At 46.8% G+C, this 19,526-nt stretch carries 18 protein-coding genes; 4 read left to right on the top strand and 14 right to left on the bottom strand.

The features are described from left to right. Positions 1-56: 56 nt before the first annotated feature. Positions 57-3,389 (top strand): DEAD/DEAH box helicase, encoded by a 3,333-nt coding sequence (locus KQI_RS0118660; protein WP_010348393.1) that lies wholly within the window; start codon positions 57-59, stop codon positions 3,387-3,389. Between the two features lie 110 nt (positions 3,390-3,499). On the opposite strand, the gene KQI_RS0118655 is transcribed toward KQI_RS0118660, so the two are convergent. The 10 genes from KQI_RS0118655 to KQI_RS0118610 all read right to left on the bottom strand — a co-directional run bounded on the left by KQI_RS0118655 (position 3,500) and on the right by KQI_RS0118610 (position 11,522). Next, on the bottom strand, positions 3,500-4,450 hold the full coding sequence (locus tag KQI_RS0118655; protein WP_010348392.1) for a ring-cleaving dioxygenase: 951 nt from the start codon (positions 4,448-4,450) through the stop codon (positions 3,500-3,502). Positions 4,451-4,486: 36 nt separating this feature from the next. Then, positions 4,487-5,113: a nitroreductase family protein gene (locus KQI_RS0118650; protein ID WP_007428699.1), complete on the bottom strand. Its 627-nt coding sequence runs from the start codon at positions 5,111-5,113 to the stop codon at positions 4,487-4,489. Between the two features lie 162 nt (positions 5,114-5,275). After that, entirely contained in the window at positions 5,276-5,647 is a 372-nt protein-coding gene (locus KQI_RS0118645; RefSeq protein ID WP_007428698.1) for an MmcQ/YjbR family DNA-binding protein, read from the bottom strand. Positions 5,648-5,764: 117 nt separating this feature from the next. Further along, entirely contained in the window at positions 5,765-6,337 is a 573-nt protein-coding gene (locus tag KQI_RS0118640) for an NADPH-dependent FMN reductase (protein ID WP_010348391.1), read from the bottom strand. Positions 6,338-6,460: 123 nt separating this feature from the next. Continuing rightward, complete coding sequence (locus KQI_RS0118635; protein ID WP_010348390.1) at positions 6,461-7,468, bottom strand: AI-2E family transporter; 1,008 nt, start codon at positions 7,466-7,468, stop codon at positions 6,461-6,463. A 55-nt stretch (positions 7,469-7,523) separates the two neighbouring features. Further along, complete coding sequence (gene psiE / locus KQI_RS0118630; RefSeq protein ID WP_029390235.1) at positions 7,524-7,940, bottom strand: phosphate-starvation-inducible protein PsiE; 417 nt, start codon at positions 7,938-7,940, stop codon at positions 7,524-7,526. A gap of 87 nt (positions 7,941-8,027) precedes the next feature. Further along, positions 8,028-8,522: a DedA family protein gene (locus KQI_RS0118625; protein WP_010348388.1), complete on the bottom strand. Its 495-nt coding sequence runs from the start codon at positions 8,520-8,522 to the stop codon at positions 8,028-8,030. Positions 8,523-8,529: 7 nt separating this feature from the next. Next, positions 8,530-9,054 (bottom strand): CDP-diacylglycerol--serine O-phosphatidyltransferase, encoded by a 525-nt coding sequence (gene pssA / locus KQI_RS0118620; protein ID WP_010348387.1) that lies wholly within the window; start codon positions 9,052-9,054, stop codon positions 8,530-8,532. Between the two features lie 24 nt (positions 9,055-9,078). Continuing rightward, on the bottom strand, positions 9,079-10,845 hold the full coding sequence (locus KQI_RS0118615) for a sensor histidine kinase (protein ID WP_010348386.1): 1,767 nt from the start codon (positions 10,843-10,845) through the stop codon (positions 9,079-9,081). Continuing rightward, positions 10,842-11,522, bottom strand: a complete 681-nt coding sequence (locus tag KQI_RS0118610) for a response regulator transcription factor (RefSeq protein ID WP_010348385.1) — start codon at positions 11,520-11,522, stop codon at positions 10,842-10,844. Before KQI_RS0118610 ends, KQI_RS0118615 begins: the two co-directional genes overlap by 4 nt. Before the next feature lie 206 nt (positions 11,523-11,728). Between KQI_RS0118610 and KQI_RS0118605 the strand changes: the two genes are divergently transcribed. Together KQI_RS0118605 and KQI_RS0118600 are read left to right on the top strand one after the other, a co-directional pair. Beyond that, positions 11,729-13,072, top strand: coding sequence for a glycoside hydrolase family 30 protein (locus KQI_RS0118605; protein ID WP_010348384.1), 1,344 nt, complete (start codon positions 11,729-11,731; stop codon positions 13,070-13,072). Positions 13,073-13,213: 141 nt separating this feature from the next. After that, a complete protein-coding gene (locus tag KQI_RS0118600) occupies positions 13,214-13,603 on the top strand; it encodes a winged helix-turn-helix transcriptional regulator (protein WP_007428687.1) in 390 nt (129 codons plus the stop codon). Positions 13,604-14,088: 485 nt separating this feature from the next. On the opposite strand, the gene KQI_RS0118595 is transcribed toward KQI_RS0118600, so the two are convergent. Continuing rightward, the gene (locus KQI_RS0118595) at positions 14,089-14,580 is read right to left on the bottom strand and encodes a phenolic acid decarboxylase (RefSeq protein ID WP_010348383.1); all 492 of its coding nucleotides are present in this window, start codon (positions 14,578-14,580) and stop codon (positions 14,089-14,091) included. 157 nt (positions 14,581-14,737) lie between these two features. Between KQI_RS0118595 and KQI_RS0118590 the strand changes: the two genes are divergently transcribed. Beyond that, positions 14,738-15,289: a PadR family transcriptional regulator gene (locus tag KQI_RS0118590; protein WP_010348382.1), complete on the top strand. Its 552-nt coding sequence runs from the start codon at positions 14,738-14,740 to the stop codon at positions 15,287-15,289. Positions 15,290-15,370: 81 nt separating this feature from the next. On the opposite strand, the gene KQI_RS0118585 is transcribed toward KQI_RS0118590, so the two are convergent. The 3 genes from KQI_RS0118585 to KQI_RS0118575 are packed head-to-tail and all read right to left on the bottom strand — an operon-like array spanning position 15,371 to position 19,385. Then, on the bottom strand, positions 15,371-16,573 hold the full coding sequence (locus KQI_RS0118585) for a Ger(x)C family spore germination protein (protein WP_010348381.1): 1,203 nt from the start codon (positions 16,571-16,573) through the stop codon (positions 15,371-15,373). Beyond that, on the bottom strand, positions 16,570-17,661 hold the full coding sequence (locus KQI_RS0118580) for a spore germination protein (RefSeq protein ID WP_010348380.1): 1,092 nt from the start codon (positions 17,659-17,661) through the stop codon (positions 16,570-16,572). Before KQI_RS0118580 ends, KQI_RS0118585 begins: the two co-directional genes overlap by 4 nt. A 29-nt stretch (positions 17,662-17,690) precedes the next feature. Continuing rightward, positions 17,691-19,385: a spore germination protein gene (locus tag KQI_RS0118575; protein ID WP_010348379.1), complete on the bottom strand. Its 1,695-nt coding sequence runs from the start codon at positions 19,383-19,385 to the stop codon at positions 17,691-17,693. Positions 19,386-19,526 lie beyond the last annotated feature (141 nt).

Below are 19,526 nucleotides of genomic sequence, written 5' to 3'. Positions count from 1 at the left end.
CCTTCTATTCTGTTATCATGTAAGAAAACGGAACAACCAGGAAAGGATTGCGAACCATGAGCTTTGAACTTACCCGGCGGGTCATCAGACAACTATGTAGTCAAGCCGCTTATGACGACGGGGACAGCTATTACCGGGCCAAAAGAGTGGCTTTTACACAAATAGACCATGATGAAGGTGTGTACGAAGCTACAGTCAAAGGAAGCGGATTTTATGCCGTTGCCGCAATGATCCGTCCCAGTGGCAGTATCCGTGCGGAATGCACCTGTAAAACATTTCAAACGACCGGAAGATATTGTAAACACATCGCTGCTGTTCTCATTAACGTACATGATATGCTGCGAGGCAAAAGTCTGTCTGTACGCTCCTTTGCTTCCAGACTTCATCCCGGCACTTCCCCGGATATAGCGGGAGGAATGGATTATGACCACACTGCCAAAAACGTACGCTCCTCCGGCAGCACATCAGGGGATCTCCAACTGACCGACAGTATGTTAAAGCTGTTTAGCAGCAAAAGGCCGATTCGCAGTACGCCGACCCTGCTGGATACTCGTGAGGTCTTGGATTTTCAGTTTATGATTCGGCCTTTCGCCTACGGCTACCAGAAATATATGTTTGGCATGGAGATGAAAGCAGGGCCCAAACGATTATATATCGTTCAGAAAATCCGCTCGTTTCTCGATAGTATTGACCATGGAGATAGCTACAGGTTCACGAATAACTTCTCTTACGATCCTCAGCTGCACCGCTTCCGGCTTGAGCATGACGCCATTCTCCAGCAGTTGGTGCAGGTTTGCCGAAATGAGCGCATGTTTCGGGAAACTTCAGGTGCGCATGTGTCCCCAAGCAGTCATATGAGTGGCGAACGAATGCTGCTGATCCCTCCTGCGGCTTGGGAGAAGCTATTCCCCTTGCTGACAGCAGCACAGGGTGTCCATTTTGAAATTCACGGAAATATGAGCGAGGGTATCCCCCAGTCGGACCTCACGCTTCCGCTGCAATTTGAATTCGATGAAGCCGAGGGTGAAACCAAGGGCTACCAGCTATGTATTCAGGGACTCGATGATTTGACCATCATGGAGGACTATGGTGTCGTCATTGCCGATGGCAAGCTTGTACGACAGAAGGCTGATCCGTTGCGGTATTTGTCTGAGCTAAAACGGATGGTGGAAGTCCACCACAGGCAGAAGATTCTGATTGCGCCAACACAGATGGAATCTTTTATGGACAAGGTCGTGCCCGGGCTGATGAAGCTCGGACGGGTCCACATGAGCCGGTCTGTCTCTGAACGGGTCACACAACAGCCCCTAAAGGCGAAGCTATATCTGGATCGGGTAAGGGACAAGCTGCTGGCTGCACTGGAATTCCAATATGGGGATATTGTGATCAACCCGTTGGAAACAGATAAGCAGGTGCCTGGTAATGGCCATATTCTGATCCGGGACGGAGAACAGGAGCAGCGGATTTTGGAACTGATGGACCATAGCTCCTTCGCCAAAACAGACAGCGGATATGTTATGGAAGATGAAGATGCGGAATTTGATTTTTTGTACCATACCGTACCACAACTGGAGAAGCTGCTTTCCATCTATGCTACAGGTGCGGTCAAAGCGAAGATCAACAATACGCTGCCCGTCCCGAGGACGCGGGTGGAGTGGGATGAACACACGGATTTGCTTGAATTTAAATTTGATATTGACGGTATACCCGAATCTGAGATTCGCCAGCTGCTCAAATCGTTAAATGAGAAGAAAAGGTTCCACCGTTTGCCGAACGGTGCCCTGCTGCCGCTCGATACAGAGGAATACAAGGAGCTAATCCGGTTCATGAACGAAACGGGTATCCGCAAAAGCGATCTGGATGCCGCGCAAATTCGCATTCCTGTTACGCAAGGGCTGTACTTGATTGACCCCCACGATCAGAAGAAAAATCTGACTTTGGGCAAAGCCTTTCGCCAGCTGCTGGAAAATATACGGAATCCTGACCATCTCGACTTTCCAGTGCCAGAGACGCTCGCTCCCGTCCTGAGAGATTATCAGGTTTATGGCTTTCAATGGCTCAAGACGTTGGCGCATTATCGTTTTGGGGGCATATTGGCAGATGATATGGGACTGGGCAAAACGCTGCAAAGCATCGCCTTCCTGGTCTCTGTACTGCCGGAAATCCGCAGCCAGCAGCTGCCAGCCGTGATCGTATCCCCTGCATCACTGGTGTACAATTGGCGAAATGAGCTGGAGAAATTTGCGCCCCATATCCGCGTCACGATCGCAGATGGCACACCGGAAGAGCGCGGCCGGATGATACGGGATGCTGCCAGCTATGACGTAATCATCTCCTCGTATCCTCTGCTGCGCCGGGATGCGGAGATGTACAGCAAGCCATCGTTTCACACGCTCATTCTGGATGAAGCGCAGGCATTCAAGAACCATGCCACCCAGACAGCGCAGGCTGTTAAGGATATAAAAGCCCGTTACCGTTTTGCCCTGACAGGAACGCCAATAGAAAATACACTGGAAGAGCTGTGGTCCATCTTTGACATTGTATTTCCCGAGCTATTTCCCGGTGGAAAAAGAGCATTCCACAACCTGACTCGTGATGCGATTGCCAAGCGGATTCGCCCGTTTCTGCTGCGTCGTCTCAAGAGCGATGTCCTCCAGGAGCTGCCTGAAAAAATTGAATCCGTTCAGGTATCACGGCTCCTGCCGGAACAGAAAAAGCTGTACATGGCTTATCTGGCCGAGCTGCAGCATGAAACGTTGAAGCATCTGAACGAGGAAGGCTTTCAGAAAAACCGGATCAAAATCCTTGCAGGTCTGACCCGGCTTCGCCAGCTCTGCTGTCATCCGGGCCTGTTCGTCGACGGGTACACCGGAAGCTCAGCCAAATACGAACAGCTGCTGGAAATCATCGCAGAATGCCTCAGCTCCGGGAAACGGATGCTCATTTTTTCACAGTTCACAACGATGCTGCAAATGATCAGACGCGAGCTTGCCCGGGAAGGGGTCCCTTACTTCTATCTGGATGGACAGACACCAGCTTCGGAGCGTGTGGAGCTGTGCAGTCGCTTTAATGAAGGAGAACACGACCTGTTCCTGATTTCCCTAAAGGCAGGAGGAACTGGCCTGAATCTCACCGGAGCAGATACGGTCATTTTGTATGACCTGTGGTGGAATCCCGCCGTGGAGGAGCAGGCTACTAATCGCGCACACCGAATGGGTCAGAAAAAAGTCGTACAGGTGATTCGCCTCGTCGCCCAAGGCACGGTGGAGGACAAAATGTATGAGCTACAGCAGAAAAAGAAACAACTGATCGACCAGATTATCCAGCCGGGACAAGAAAGTCTTTCGGCACTGAGCGAATTGGAAATTCGCGAGCTGCTTATGATATAAGAAGAGTCATATAGGAGTACCATTTCACATGCAAACAGGTCCAATGAACGGTAGAAGTTACCCGCCATTGGACCTGTTTGCTCATGTCGTGATGATCCTGTCCCAAAGATTTAATCCTGGTTGATCACTCTGGGTTCAATGGGAACCAGATTAGACTCAATCAGGGAACGCTGAGGCTCATACCACTCAGGCAGCATCAGCTTGTGACCCAATTCATTCAATTCCTCATCGACAGTAAAACCGGGCGGATCGGTCGCGATCTCGAACAGAATACCGCCTTGTTCACGAAAATATACTGCGTTGAAATATTGGCGATCAATAATGCCACTCGTCCCAAGGCCATGCTGGCGAACCCACTCGTTCCACGCCTGATGCTCCGCATCGTCCTGCGCACGCCAGGCAATATGATGGACCGTGCCGGCACCGCCGTTTCCGAGCGGTACATTTTTGATCGGAAGGTCGATCAGGTTGCCCAAATCCCCAGTCGTCTGATAGCGGATGTAGCCTGCGTCTGCGTCTTCTCCGACAGGAACCATGCCCAGAACGTTCTCCAGCACACCTTGCGTATGCTTGGAATCCGTACTGTACAGCACAGCACCGCCAAAGCCTTTGATCGCTTTATCCGTAGGCACGCCGCCTGCTGTCCACGTGTTCGCCGGACCTTCTTCCCGCTCCACCAGCTCCAGATGCAAGCCCTCATTGTCTCGGAACTGGACGTATGACTCGCCAAAACGAGTGGCCTTCGTGAAAGACACCTTCAAGCTGTGCAGACGATTTTCCCAGTATTCCAAAGCACCGGGTGGCACGACATACGTTGTAATCCCGACTTGTCCGCCCCCGATCTTGCCCCTGCGTGTATCTGGAGCTGGAAAAAAGGTAACAATCGTTCCCGGGCTGCCTTGTTCATTCCCAAAATACAGGTGATACACTTCTGGAGCATCAAAGTTGATCGTCTTTTTAATCAATCGCAAACCCAGCACACCTGCGTAAAAATCAACATTGCCCTGCGGGTCTCCTGCAAAGGACGTGATATGGTGAATTCCGGCAGTCTTTAATGTCATCTCGATCACTCCTTATATCTTCATGATTTATATATTTCAAAAACCGTTGTAGCTGACAAATTGTCCAATCGGCTTGCGGTATCCGCGTGGTCGCTGACCGGATTCATCCTCTTTGCCCAGGGTAATCATCATTACGGGCACAAAATGTTCTGGAATATTCAATATTTCCTGCACTTTCACGGGATCAAAGCCGATCATCGGACAAGTGTCCCACCCTTTGTCCTTGGCAATCAGCATGAACTGCATGGCCGACAAGCTGGCATTGCGTATCGCTTCTTCTCTTTGAAAAACAGGTCCCCGTTCTCGATAAAACTGGGTCACCGATTCCACCGTGCTGTCATATTCCTGCTTGCTCAACACGCCCAGATTCAGAAAACCCTCATTATATTCAGCTACTTTTGTATAAGCCTCTGTATCCCCCAGCACCACAATGGTGGCCGAAGAGGTTAATATTTTATACTGCTTGCTTGCCTCGTCATGCAGCCTTTGTTTCATATCCGCATCCTGTACCACGATATAGTGTGCATGCTGTAAATTAAAAGCCGATGGAGCAAACTTCACCAGCTGAAATATCTCTTCCAGTTCTTTTTGATCTATTGTAACATCAGGAATAAATTTAGAAGCTGATCTTCTCTCTTGAATAGTTTTCACCAGTTCGCTCATGTTCAGTTCCACTCCTTGATATTATTCTCAAATGAATTATCTTTAAATCAAGAATATATCTTTAGTTACTTTATGTCAAGCAAAACTATAAAAATTTTAGTAAGTATATGTGCTTAACCCTGTAGCGGTGACCGTGGTGGTAATCATCGTCAAGCGCGCCTATCACGATTCGGTTGCCCGTATTCTCATCGTAATGGCTTCACGCTGCGCTTTGGTTAAGCTTTTGAACACCAGCTCATACGAATGGTCGATCATGCTATACAGATCATCTAATGGGAAAGCAGAATCGACTGTCACCGTGTTCCAATGCTTTTTATTCAAATGATATCCCGGTTTAATCGCCTTGTTTTGCTCACGCAGGTTTTCTGCAATGGCTGGATCACATTTTAGAGATACATGGCTAATGCCATCCTTTTCAGTCAAGAGAGCAAACATTTTGCCTCCTACCTTCAGCACCAGCGTCTCGGGACCAAAAGGATAATCCTTTACAGCCTCCTTTTTACTTAAACCATACGCCACAATCTCCTCATACATCTGCCTTTTCTCCTCTGCTCCAGTTATCACTCTATGAACCTATTTGTGCCCTATTATATCACCTTCATACGCTTCAGATGCACCGGGCTCGAAGCTTCTGGCACCTGTAGCTAAAGGCTAAGTTCCTGTAATGTGCTGTCCTCGACATGCCTGCTTAAGCCCTTGAAGTAATGCTTGTAGCTCTTGCCTGGTCTCAGCGTTTGTGATTACGCCTTCGCGATCCAGCTTCAATGTAATATGTGGAATAATGACCTTTCCGTTTTCCACAATCTCGGCATTGATCATTTGCAATGTGAGCAGCAGCGAGGCATGCGCCAGACTCCCGCCCATAGGAGACGGTGATGCACTAATAACTGCTGTAGGTTTATTTACAAATTCACCCGAAGATACGAGCCAATCCAATGCATTTTTCAAAGCGCCCGGTACACCATTCCCATATTCCGGCGTACAAATCAAGACTCCATCCACTTGCTTTAATTGTTCCCGTAACTCTCTTACGGAAGCTGGCCCCTCATCTATATCCAAATCAGGATTAAAATGGGGTAGATCTCCCAGCCCGCCATAGACGGTGAATATCATATGTTCAGGCGCTAGCCCAATAGTAGCCTTCATTAGAGCTGTATTGGAAGACTTTTGACGGAGACTCCCCGATATAGCCAATACCTTAATTTCCTGATTCATCAATATCATCTCGTTTCTTTTCCAATTAATATGATCTTGTAAATTCAGTCTACTACAGTTGACAAGGAATTTAAAAACAATAAAAAATGCCTACGGCTTCGCAGGCATTCGTAATGAATCGGTACAGCTGAATCAGGTATCCTTCTCTTGTTTGCGTTGTACACCCATCAGATCGAGGAAGAAAACAAACAGTGGAATCCCTACAATCAGGCCCCAAATCCCGATCAAATGTTCAGAGAAAATCAATACGACAAAGGTAAAAAAGATCGGCAAATTGGTTTTGGATGACATCAGCTTCGGATTCAGGAAATAGGCTTCAATCGCATGAATAACTACGATCAGAATAACCAGATAAATCACATAATTGATTCCCCCGACGCTAAAAGCAATCAGACCGAGCGGTATCAGGGAGATGAATACACCCGCCACCGGGACTAATCCCAACAAGAATATGATGAGCGCGAGGCCGAGCAGATTCGGAAAACCCATAATCCAAAGAGCAGTCGTGGTCAATATACAGTTAATGAGTGAGATCAGCAGTTGGGCTTCCAGCACCTTTCCGAATGTGTCCAGAAACATGCGGCCAAAATGACCCACTTCCTTGAAAAACCAGCCCAGCTTGCTGTCCACAAACGTAGCTGTAAAGCGTGTAATATAGGATTTTTCCATTAGGAAAAACAAGCTCAAAATAATCGACACTAGCAGTTGTGTGCCCAGTTGGCTGATTTTCATGACTGCATTCCAGCCAGGCTCAAATAGCCGCTGAACATTCAGGGTATCCATAAATTGAATGATTGTTTCGTTCCATTGATTCCGGTCAGGATACATATACGCCTGATGAATCATAAAATACACCTGCTTGACCTGAATGCTGATTAGCGGCACCATGCGGTATACTCCCCACACGATAATCAGGATCAGCAGCCCGTAAACCAGCAGCAGCACAATCATTGGCGGTACATTGGCAAACCGCTTGATCAGCTTGTTCACTCCGTTATATATGCTGCCAATCAGGATCGTAAGCAGCAACGTTAACAAAATAATGTTCATCATGCTTCTCAACATGAACAATAGCAAAATGATTATCGCAAGCACGACTGCCCGCCTGACGCCCGTATGATTCATCCAGTTCCTTACCATTCGTCTTTATTCCCTCTCTCCTGCTTGACTGTCAATCTTGTCATTTACTCCAGCATCAGCTTTCTCTTTTTAACAATTTACTGTTAGCAATCAATAGAGAACCTACCATGACCAGAATTGCAATGGACCACCAAAATGTATTTTTAGCATCTTCATGATCTATTATAATGAGCCTGATGACGGCCGTGATCCCAATATAGATAAAATAACGTAGGGGAAAATGAAAATTGGTTTTAAAGTACTTAACGATTAATGCAATGAATTCAAAATACAAGAAGAACACAAGCAATTCTTCCGTGAATTCATAGTAATTTTTGTCGGCCTCCGTGTACAAGAAAACATAAGAGAAAATGGACCATGTTTCTTTCAGGAGCAAGAAGCTTAAAATCAGCCCAACCAGAAACAACGAGATATTCAGGATCAATTGCAGAAAACCAGGCAACTTCTCAATATACTTCATGACAACATTCAATATAGATCCCCTCACTGGTTGTACAAGTTCTTTAATTATATTATCGTTGGAATACGTGAAAAATGCTACATTACTTTAGGTATAACCTTACTGAAAGTTTATATTCGCCCCGGCAATATAACCAATCGAGATAAAGATAAGCGTCCATACCAGAGAACCTGCGCTTGCCACCAGTATATATTTTCGAGCAGGCATGGCACTAATCCCCGACAAGTAACTTGTCACATGCCTGACTCCCGGAATAAAATAACCGAACAGAATCGTCCATAGCCCAAAGCGTGCAAACCACCTCTTCACCTTTGCAAATCGCTTCGGTGTCAGCCCGACCCACTTGCCATGCTTATCGACCAACGGCTGCCCCAACTTTTTGCCAAGCGTGTAGCTGATCATCATCCCTGTCATCGCACCGATAAAGCTGACCAGTACTGAGATTGAATAGTTCAGTACCATGATGGAGGATAAATAGCCTACAAATACCATAATAATTTCATCCGGAACCGGCAGGCCGATAATCCCAAGAGCAAGAAGCGCAAAAATAGCGATATATCCGTATTGATTAATGATACTCATGGCCCATTCCATTGGGACATTACCTCCTGCTCGGTAATTTCTTGAAGGACGGGAACGGAATACGGCTGATCATGAGAAACGATAGCACTACCATTAGCGTGAGCAGCAGCCCCGGCTTCAGATGCTCACTCCACAGAAACATAAAGGACACAATCACACCCGCAGCTGTAATTGGCATACCTACAAAACCTGTGCTAAAAGCCATCAGGTTGAATCTGGCCAATCTTACCGCACCACATATCACAAACAAAACAGCCACGGCCGGCCCTATCCAATGGGTATCTCCCAGCTTGTAAAGCAAGATCAAGAAAGCAGGCGCAACACCAAATGAGACCACATCCGCCAGCGAGTCGAGCTGCTTGCCAAAATCACTGGAGCAATGCAGCAGCCTTGCCAGCAAACCGTCCAGTACATCCCATAAAGCAGCCACCACCACGAGGGTAAAGGCGGCCATATATTGCCCATGAATCGTGAAGTAAAGGGATAAGACCCCAGCTCCCAGGTTTGCAAGCGTGCAAAGTGAGGGCAACCAATTCCATTTCATATTACTTAACTCCTTTGCTATAGCCTAGCCTCCGAATATAACGACAAAACGAACGCCATTCTTGGTATTCTCTGCCTGATAGCGGAATTCGTGTAAATCCAGAATTCGTTTGACAATGGACAACCCGAGTCCTGTTCCACCCGTTTGGCGGCTGCGTGACAGCTCGGCCCGGTAAAACCGATCCCATATCTGATCCAGTTGATCTTCAGGAATCGTCTCTCCTTTATTTTCAATGGAAAAAGTATTGATTTCTCTGGAGCCTTCGATACGGATCGTAATCGAGCTTCCTTCTTCAGCATGCCGGATGGCATTGACGACGAAGTTGATAATCACTTGTTCCATCCATCCCGTATCGGCATAAATCGGCAGCTCATTGGCAGGAATAATGACTGCTTCCAGTCTTTTTTCCTTCAACAGATGGAATAGCTTGTCCACGACTTCCTCCACCAGTTCACTTAATATAAAGGTCGTCTTGCGAAGCTTGAGGGTGCCGGATTCCAGCTTGGCCAGATCCAGCATATCCTTGACCAGCCGCTCCATTTTGTCCGCTTCCTCTACAATGACCTTCACATAATGATCCTGCTTTCCGGCGCTAACCCCATCCTGCAGTCCCTCGGCAAAGCCTTTAATAATACTCAGCGGGGTCTTCAGCTCATGAGAAGCGTTGGCAAAAAAGTCCTGCTGCACGGCCTCCATCTTCTGCTTCTGCTCCATGTCCTCGACCAATTGCTGATTGGCCTCCTGAAGCTCGCGCAAAGCGGAATCCAGGTTCTGGGACAAGGTATACATGCTGTAGGAAAGACTACCCAGCTCATCATTTTGCCGAATCGGTATATGGGCTGTAAAATCGAGTTTAGCCATCCGCTTGGCGGTATTGTTCAAAGCAATCAGCGGGCGGGTCACCATTCGGGAATAGAATAGGGACAACATCAAAATCAGCGCAAATCCCCCGATACCCAGGTATAAATAAAACCAACGCAGGGCTTCATTCGTCTCACTGATTTCCTGTAATGATGTCACTGTGAACAGCAGATCGATTTCCCCCGTACTCTGACGCACGGGGTGGACGATGACCGCATTACGTGCGCCCGTCCAGGGCTCTGTCCATTCTTCCTCCAGCACTTCGAACTTCTTGAGTTTCTCCAGATGTGTCTGCGACAAAGGAAACCATTCATCCAACGCACTAAACAGTAAACCTTGCCGACCGCTTAATGTTTTCAAATCCGGCATTACAATTTCCGTCACTGTACCAGTCCATTTAATGCTGCTTTCTGTGCCTGTCTCGTCCAGGGCACCTATATTTTTGAAGCCAGACTTCTGAATAGACACTGGAAATATCACATTGGCAGAAGAAATTCCATCACTTTCCAGTATTTCGCCTTCCACGGTTATTGTATCACCTGGCTGAATCCGGGAAGCTCTCAGTTCATCTCCGTACTGGGCTATAAATAGAGACAGCGATATTTTAACGATCTTACCATCTGCTTTTCTGAGACTGATATGAAACGGATCATCCAGCTTGACTTTGCCATCCAGCGTTACAATCGCCAGTTGGTTCTTGTTTTGAAGCATGAAGCGAGCCGCCTCGCGCGAAACTCTGCTAGGTCCCCACGCCTCCTTGACATAGCTCTGACCGAAGCTTTGCAAACGGCTTTCCACTCGGCCAATCTTCTGATGCTGATAAAAATTTTCAAAAAACAGCAATTGGCACAAAATCACCATCCCGTAAAAACACAGGAAAAAAACAACGGTCATAATGAACAACTTAAAGGTTACTCCCCGCTTGTTCATTCTTCCTCCTCAAACCTGTAGCCTGTACCAAAAACCGTGCGGATATGGCGTGATTCACGGCCCAGCTTGCTTCTCAGCTTTTTGATATGTGTATCGACAACCCGTGTGTCTCCTTCAAAATCAATGCCCCACACCCGGTTCAGTATCGCATCCCGTGAAATGACCATGCCTTTATTATGTATAAGCAGCCGCAGCAACTCATACTCCTTGGGTGTCAGCTCGACTTCTGCCTGATCCACCTCAAGCCGATGAGCCATCGTGTTAAGAATGGCACTGCCGAAACGCAATATATGCGACTCTGGCTGCACATGTCCCTCCACCCGCTTCATCAGCGCATTCGCGCGGGCGATTAGTACTTTAGGGCTGAAAGGCTTGGTAACATAGTCATCCGCCCCCAGATCAAAGCCTAATATTTTATCATCATCGCCGGATTTGGCTGTCAGCAAAATAATCGGCACTCCTGAACGGCTGCGTACCTGACGGCACACCTCCCAACCATCCATTTCCGGCATCATAATATCGAGTACGATCAGGTCCGGCTGCACCGAATCAAACCAGATTAGCGCATCCTTTCCAGTGCCTGCTTCATAGACTTCCCATTTATTCTGTTTAAAATAATCCGCAATCACTTCACGAATACGTATTTCATCCTCGACGAGAAGAACTCTTTTATTCAATCGACTTCCCTCTTTCGGTCATTCTAGACAAAAACATACCAAAGACATGTGTTCTTTATGTGTCCTTAGCACTTCTTATCAACAAAAATCTTCTCAGATTCCACCTTGGATTAGGGCAAATTTGTCTTGGCTCAGACTATCTCATCTCCTTTGATCCTACCCTATAATAAAAAGAGATACAAAAAGCTTGAACAGGAGGGCAATACATGAGCAATCAAACCATTCAGTGGTTTTCCACTTCCAAGACCCAGGCTTGGCAATCCCAAGCTCATAACCTCACCCAAACGCAAGAGCAGGCAAACCTGACCATAACGGAAGAAATGTATCAGCTTGTCGAAGGATTTGGCGGCTGTTTTAATGAACTGGGATATGTGGCCCTGAACCACCTGGAAAGTGCCGAACGGGAGCAGGTGCTGCATTCCCTCTTTCACCCGAAGGGCGAGCACAAATTCACGATTTGCAGGCTGCCCATTGGCGCCAGTGACTACGCGCTGGAGTGGTACAGTCACAATGAAACAGACGGCGACGTGGAGATGAAGCACTTTTCCATTGAACGTGATCAGCAATATCTCATTCCTTTCATTAGGGAAGCACTAAAACTCAATCCGGACTTGAAGCTGTTCGCTTCCCCCTGGAGCCCGCCGACATGGATGAAATCACCCAAGGCCTACAATTTCGGAACTCTGCGCTGGGAAAAGGATATTTTGAAAGCGTATGCATTATATTTTGTCAAATTTGTTCAGGCATACCGTGAAGAAGGAATTACAATCCATCAGATTCATGTCCAAAATGAAGTCATCGCCGATCAAAAGTTCCCTTCCTGTGTGTGGACGGGAGAACAGCTGCGTGAATTTATTCGCGACTATTTGGGCCCTGCTTTTGAGGAACACGGACTGGATACGGAAATATGGCTCGGTACCATTAATGCTCCCGATCCGTGGGAGGAATTAACGAAAAAGGTTTCCACCGGATTCGACGAGTATGCCCATACCGTGCTGAGTGACCCGGAAGCCTACAAATATATTAAAGGCGTGGGCTATCAGTGGGCAGGCAAAAATGCCATTCAACGCACCGTTGCCAGTTATCCCGAGCTTCGTTACATGCAGACCGAAAATGAATGCGGGAACGGAGAAAACTCATGGGATTACGCTAAATATGTATACAACTTGTACCAGCATTACTTCACGAACGGCGTGAATGCTTATATTTACTGGAATATGGTTTTGGAGCCAAGAGGCAAGAGCACATGGGGCTGGGAGCAAAATTCGATGATTACCGTCGATCCAGCAGATCGAAAGCCTGTCCTGAACCCGGAATATTACGTCATGAAGCATTTTTCTCATTTTGTTTTACCGGGAGCCAGACGCATTGGACTTCGCGGATCATGGGCCGGAAATGCCGTTGCCTTCCAAAATACGGACGGACAAAGGGTACTGGTCATCGCCAACCCGTTCCACGAATCGCGCGCGCTGAATCTGTCTGTGGGAGAAACGACGCACCTTTTGAAGCTGGAGCCGGAGTCATTTAACACCATCGTTATTCCTTCTTAACCGTCACTGCGTGCATCATCACGCTTCACCGTCCGGTCGATCCGTATCCAAACGTATGCTTAGTTTCCAAAATGGATGTATCTCCTTTTGCGTAGAGTAGTTATAAATAGTATACTTGGAATCACTACGGATAGGAGGGCGATGAACATCACTACTGTAAAAGACCGGATTGATTTGAAGCTGATTAATTGTGATAAGGAATTGACCCTCGCGGTCATCGGCGGAAAATGGAAGCTGATTATTTTGTGGCATCTCGGTATGGAGGGCACCAAGCGGTTCGGTGAATTGAAGAAGCTGATCCCTCATATTACACAAAAAATGCTGACCAATCAGCTGCGCGAGCTGGAGGAAGATAAGCTTATTCTGCGCAAAGTTTATCCTGTTGTCCCTCCGCATGTGGAATATTCACTGACCGAGCATGGCGAGAGCCTGATTCCAGTACTGAAAGCCATGTACGACTGGGGACAGAACTATCGCGAGAACGTGATTTGGAAAGAAGAAGGAGCTATTCAGGACGTTACACCCGTGTAATCAGCCTTATCTTCTTCATGCCAAAGAGCCTCCGTTTCCACTAATAAAGTGGTGCAGAGGCTCTTTTTGTATCCATTATAAGCTGCACCTAAAGTTACTTCTGTTGCCACTACGCAGACGGATGGTGCTTCCCATCGCCACCGCCCCCGGATTTCTTGAATAAAACTATAATTAGGGGAGAAATCCGGGGAAGTGATGCTTTCGAAGCGAGCTTTCCGTAGGAAAGCTTTTAAAGCGACCGCTCCGCTTGTACAGCACCATTCCGCCTACTTCGTTTCCTGTGTACATTTTTTTTAATTCAGGCTTATAGACCCGACTTTTCAATGTTATTTACATGCGGCGCTTGGAATGAATACTGAGAAATTTTTAAAATGAAAAAGGCTTAATGTTTCTCGATTCATATGAACTTCAGCCGTTTGCACAAAAAAGCCTGAGACTGTTCATGACAGGCCCAGGCTTTACACTTCAATCAGTCCATGGCTTGATTAGGCTTGCAGCTTACCCGCACGGATATCATCCGTCATACCCGCGTAAGGTGCTTGGGAAATCACTCGCTCGTTGTTCACACCCGCATTTTCAATGAAGGTAATGTCTGCAAATTCAGGGACTACATACTTCGGATAGGTTTCGTATTTTTCACGCGATTCTTCCATCAGCGGAATAAAATCGTTTTGATAGCGGACCGTAATCTCTGGATGCTCATGCACCCATTTAGGGAAGAAAATAATACCGTGCATACGTTTCTCCTCAGGCATAAAGTTTAGAGCAACGTCCGTGCCGGTCGGTTCGGTCCACGATACTTTATACACATTCTCCACTAATTTCGCCAAATTTACCTTCTGATCACGTACCCAGCGCCCGCCTACCATTCCACTATGAATGCGGTAATCAATCGTATCTTCATTCTTAATGTAAATTTCGTATTCCCAACCATTCTCATACGTGTAGATCATGTGGCTTCCGATAAACTTGTCCATCGCACATCCTTCTTTCCTTATTATGATTTTTATGAATTGAATGAGACAATGAAAAAAGTAACTTTAAACATGTAAATATAGACATGTTTTAAATTACATTTAAATTGTAGCACTGTGATATACTAGTGTCAAATACCCCATGACGAGGAGACCTACGTTGAAACGAATATTGAAATATGCCATTTTGGGCCTGGTTTATAAACAGGAAATGAGCGGCTATGATATTACGAGCCAATTCAAGCAGGAAATCGGACAATTTTGGAGTGCCAAGCACAGCCAGATTTATCCTGAGCTCAAAAGGCTGACCGAAGAAGAGTTAATTGAATACCGCACCTCCATTACAGGAGCCAAGCTGGAAAAGAAACTGTATTGCATCACACCCAAGGGAACCCGAGAGCTGATTGAGTGGCTGGCAAGTCCCAAAGAGCTGCCGGAAACGGAAAAGGATGAGTTTATGCTCATGCTGTATTTCTCAGCCGCCATCTCCAAGGAAGAGAACAAGCGGCTGTTCGAGGATCAGATCGCCAAACGTAAAGGCAAGCTGGAGCATTTATATGAAAGCAAAAAATCCCTCCAACTGTTGGACGAGAACCTCCAAGCTCCTGGCTCTCAGCAGTTCGGGCATTATCTGGTGCTGAGCCGTGCCATCAATCGGGAAGTAAGCTATATTGCATGGCTGGAAGAAACGCTGTCACTGTTTGAAAAATAGCCTTTGGAACGCAAAAAAAGCCATTTCAGCAAAACAGGTTTGTATCCTGTCTGTGAAATGGCTGTTTTCAATCAATATATGTCAATCTGCCGTCGTATTAGAAGCTCCGTAATCCTCAATGTGAATATCCGTACTGAATTGTACCGGAATCGTGCTAAAGGTCTTATCCCAATCGTCTTTGACCCTTTTCCATACTTTAGGATGCTGAATCCGCAGGGCGTCTCCGAAACCTCCGACATCTGCCCGCAGCGTATGCATTTTGGCTAAGGTTTGTTCTGCTAATGAGTTGATTTTCTCCTGGAAAATACTCTCTTCTTGCCCAAGCAGTCGGTTGTTGCCCAAATCTTCATTCGGATTATAGTTTTCCGAAATACGCCCCTCTGAAGTCATTCTCACGCGGAAAGATATGTCATCCCCCTGAACGATGGCCTTGGTGTGGCTTTTTACCGATTCGATCTCATAAACAATATTTTTTTTGGTTTTGGGATCGATGCTTTTCACAACACCTCCTTTCAATTCGCCTTTGATCCACATCAGCCCTTCCACCTCAGACTCATTCAGAAAACCAGCGTATGTTTGCGTCTTTCCATTGATGATTCCCGCACCCGCCAGCTTGATCTCACTCTCCGCGGCAATGACATTAGGCAATAAAAAGCTCCTGTCTCCTTTCATGGGTCCGATCGCGTTAACCAATGCCACGGGCTTTAGCAGCCGTGAATTCCGTTTACGGTTTACGAACACCTCCTTTAATATAAAGGCCGGGGTCTGACCAGGGATTTTCTCCTGAAGTGTATCACCTGCCTTGCCTGTACTGATCAGCAATTGAACGCTAGGCCGGATATCATTATCCCCCAAAAAAAAGTCCAGCAACTCGTACAACGGAACCTTACGAAGCAGACTGGAGCTGATAACGACCGTTTTCAAATGAAATCCGATAGGAGGACGATTGGTCCGCAATGAAAGTTCCCTCAGAATCTCAAAGACGGAATCACCGGTTTCCGTAATGTTGTAAAATTTTTTTGCTTGCGAAGGAGGAGGGCCTCCCGAACCTTTGCTTTCCTCTGGCACGATGAATTGAAAGGTTCCTTTAATTAAATCTTTCTTCGGATAATTCCCTCCTTTCTCCTTAATCTGCTCCTCTTGCGGAGATTCCTCCGCCACATCCATAGCAATACCCGCCTCCAGATTTAAATCCTCAACCGGAGAGCTGCTCCAGCAACCCGAAAGTGTAATACATATCAAGAAAGCTGTCATACCGAGCAATCCTGAGCGGACTCTCTTCATGACCGTACCCTCCTCCAGCGAGAAATAAGCAACAGAGGCAGCGGAAGTAATGCGAATAAAATTAAGGCTGCATTCCCGATCATCGTTCCAAAGGAAAATAACTCATTCAGGTTTTTGGGAATTTGGGACAGGACGTAAACGGCAGGAAGCAAAATAAACAGGATTTTGGATTTTGAGGCATTCAATATTTGAGTCATTCCGAGCGAAGCACAGTAAAGAGCGATACTGAATGTGGCAAAAATTTGCATGATCCAGATCGACAGCAATAGGGATTCGAACCGTTCCAGCACCAGATAGTCTACTTCAAAGCTGCGGGCCAAATCGATAAAAGGCCAGGTTCTGGTTACAACGCCTTCCACAGAAAAAGCACCAATACACAGGATGACCGCAGCCGTATAAAATAGAGTCACGATTCCAATGCCAATGCCGAGTGCCCTCGTTGCTTTCTCCGGTTTATCCATACGACAAAGTATGATAAGCATACACTCACTTCCCGTAAAAGTAAGTGCTGTAGATTTTAAGGCTGCAAACACAGGCATCACGCCTTCCGAAAAGACGGGACGTAAATAGTTTGGTTCAAAAACATTCAATCCTAGCAAGCAGATCAATACAAAAATAGACGTAGTAATCGGGATAATGATTTGACATACCCTGCCTATTACGTTGATTCCTCCCATGCATAGATACAGAGATATCCACATAAAAACGGCTGAAATAGCCCACGCTGGTGTTCCCTCAAGCAGGAAAAACGATGTTATTTCCTCCACAGACCGGATTTCAAATCCGGCCAAGCCAACAAAATAGATGACTAACAGCATACCAAGCGTTTTGCCGACAGCTTTGCCCGTTATGCGCTGGACGTACTCATAAAAGGTACTATCCGGAAATCGTTGACTTAGTTTCACCATAATCCATCCGAACAAGAACGTTATGCCACCCGCCAGAATGACAGACATCCATACATCCGGTGCTCCCCCTGCCTCGGCCGCCACTCTCGGAAGAGTGAGCAACCCGGCGGCCAGCATAAAGCAAAACACAATTCCCGTCATTTGCAGCGTTGTAATTTTATCTACTTTTTCTTTTCCCACGAGTCACTCTGCTCCCTCCTGTGTTGAACTCATCCTTGTCGCTTGGGGTCTTTATGCTTCAATGCAATCGGTCTGTTTTTCATAAACTGGAACGGTGCCCGGATAAAGGAATCCTTCCAGTCCTTCAACGAACGGGGAGCCATCAAACTAAGGTACGGAACGCCAAAGCTTTTCAGTTTGGCCATATGAATAGTCAGCATCAGGAAAAACATGAGCACTCCATACAAACCGAAGATCGCAGCGGTAAACATAGCCGCAAAACGAAGAGCACGCATGGAAATGCCAGCGCTGTATACAGGCGAGGAAAAAGAGGAAATGGCTGTAACAGACACCACAATGACGAGAACCGGGCTCACGATTCCGGCATTGACAGCCGCCTGTCCAATAATAAGACCACCGACAATGCCCATGGCCGGGCCAATCGGTTTTGGCAGCCGTAATCCTGCTTCACGCAAAATTTCGATGGAAACTTCCATAATCAGAGCTTCAATGAGTGTGGAAAAGGGGACACCCTGTCTTGCACTGATAATGGAAATGACCAGTTTGGTCGGTATTAATCCGGCATGAAATGAGATAAAGGAAATATAAAGAGCCGGCGCGAACAAGGCTATCCAGGCCGCTATAAAACGAAGGAATCGAATAAGCGACCCCGCTATCCATCGATCATAGTAATCTTCAGGAGACTGAAGCATCATCCCGTACGATACAGGCACAAGGAGCGCAAAAGGGGTACCGTCCAGGAGAATCGCCACCCGTCCCTCCAGCAGTGCGGCCATGACCCGATCCGGTCTCTCCGTATTTTGAATTTGCATAAACGGGCTAAGAAAGTTATCCTCTATCAGCTGCTCTACATAGCCCGACTCCATCACCTCATCTATATCAATGGTTTGTATCCGGCGCTTTACCTCATCTACAAGCTCAGGATCAGCGATATCTCTGAAATACACCACCATCAACTGCTTCTCCACTCTTTTGCCAACTTTGAAAGACGACATAGCCAGTTCCGTACTTTCCCCATGTCTGCGCAGCATTGCCGTATTGTCGCTGAGTGTCTCCGTAAAACCGACTCGCGGTCCTCGCAGTACCGATTCTGATATTGGATCTTCTACCGCTCGCTTATTCCCCTTGGGTGTGCCCAGTACAATAGCACCCGGTATACCTTGAATCATGAGGATCACTGAACCGAACAACACCTTCCGCAAAGCATATTGCACATCCAGCGTACATTCTATCTCCGACACAAGCATGACCTGACGAATAATCATATCCCGAAGTGATTCTCCTCTCGGAGGCTCGTCGTCCTCTTGTCCGTATCTGCTCCAATCCATCAGCGGCTTTAAAACGTTCTGGTCCAGAACCACCTTATCCGTTAATCCATCCACAAAAAAAAGAGTACCTGCCGCATTCAGGTTTTCCAGGAAAATGGAACGTTCGTTCACGTCTGCCATATCTGCGGTCGCTTGTCTGGTTTTTTCCACATTGGCTTGATAGTCTTCGGTCAGGGTTTCCTCTTCCTTCCCACTTGCAGACGCATTATCATCTGTATGCTTCGAGCGGTCTTGTTCTTTCATAAGTCCCAAACGCTCCATACGTCTGCTCTCTCGGCCATCCAGTGCTCTAATTTGTCGTACCGCCAAAAAAATAACCAAAGGTACAATGAACAAAAATAGGGCTTCTATCCACACGTTCCATTTGGGGATATGAGTCACGATTGCCCGCCACATGTTCATTCCTCCTTCACTTCCATCCGATTTGTATATATATTTACCTGGATTAGAAAAAAGATGCATCCCGTCTATACATGTCCATGTCATGGGACATTTTTCGGATGAACAAAAGAAAAAAAAGGAAAATTTGATGGGTCG

The organism is Paenibacillus peoriae KCTC 3763, assembly GCF_000236805.1.
GTDB classification, from domain to species: Bacteria; Bacillota; Bacilli; order Paenibacillales; family Paenibacillaceae; genus Paenibacillus; species Paenibacillus peoriae.
This window is presented reverse-complemented; position numbering and strand designations above follow the sequence as displayed.